Here is a 1,110-nt window from a genome sequence, read left to right on the forward strand (position 1 = left end):
GCGTGAGAGCCGCCGCCGAGGTGGCCCGGCTCGAGGGCGAGGGGCACACCGTGCTCGTCGTGACGCGCGGCGAGGAGGCGCTCGGCCTCATCGGCGTCGCGGACGAGGTCCGGCCCGAGGCGCCCGGCGTCGTGCGGCACCTTCATGCGCTCGGCGTCGAGCACACGGTGATGCTCACCGGCGACAACGAGGCCACGGGTGCGGCGGTGGCGCGCCACGTGGGCGTGACCGGGCACATGGCTCGCCTGCTGCCGGCGCGCAAGGTCGACGCGGTGCGGCACCTGAAGGAGCGCTACGGGGTGGTGGCGATGGTGGGCGACGGCATCAACGACGCCCCGGCCCTCGCCGCGGCCGACATCGGCATCGCGATGGGCGCGGCTGGCAGCGACGCCGCGCTCGAGACCGCCGACGTGGCGCTCATGTCCGACGACCTCGCCGCGCTGCCGCGCTTCTTCGACCTGGGCCGCCGAACGGTCATCAACATCCGCCAGAACGTCACGTTCTCGGTGGCGGTCAAGGCCGCGACGCTCGTGGCCGCCGTCCTCGGCTACGCGCCGTTGTGGCTGGCGGTGTTCGCGGACACCGGCGTGGCGCTGCTCGTGGTGCTCAACGGCCTGCGACTGCTCGGAGCCCCCCGGCGCGCAGGTGCCGGGGCGCCGGCGGCGTAACATACGCATCGAAAGCGGGTGCCGGCCCGCTTCGCGACACGAGGGGGTGGATGCGCGTGTCCGACGACTTCATGCGACTGCTCGCCGCCTGGGCTCTCGTTCACGAGACCGCCGATGAGGGCTGGAAGGCTGCGGTGGCACGCGGGGCGGACGTGAGCGGCGAAGACATGGACTCGGGCCCGGACGCGTTCGTCGACGGGCTGTCGGCGCTGGTGGCCGCCGAGAAGGAGCGCCTGAAGGCCGAGATCGCGTCGGGCGCCGTCGAGGCGCCGGGCACCCGGGAGTCCGAGGCGGAGCGGATCGACGGCCTGCGCTTCGAGGTCGCCGAGTTGCGCGGCCGCATCGAGACGCTGCAGGCGTCGATCGACGCGCTGCTCGCCCGCGAGGAAGCGGACGGTCCCGGCCCGGGCCCTGCGAAGGGCTGAGTGCCCTCAGTGGCGCG

General features: G+C 74.1%; 1 protein-coding gene and 1 pseudogene. Both read left to right on the forward strand.

Annotated features, from left to right (window positions below; genetic code table 11):
• The first annotated feature begins 2 nt into the window (after window positions 1-2).
• Entirely contained in the window at window positions 3-668 is a 666-nt protein-coding gene (locus tag FDZ70_11205; protein ID TLM65298.1) for an HAD family hydrolase, read from the forward strand.
• Window positions 669-923: 255 nt separating this feature from the next.
• Window positions 924-1,110: pseudogene (locus tag FDZ70_11210) on the forward strand (hypothetical protein).

The sequence above is a fragment of the Actinomycetota bacterium genome (assembly GCA_005774595.1).
In the GTDB taxonomy this organism is placed as follows: Bacteria; Actinomycetota; Coriobacteriia; order Anaerosomatales; family D1FN1-002; genus D1FN1-002.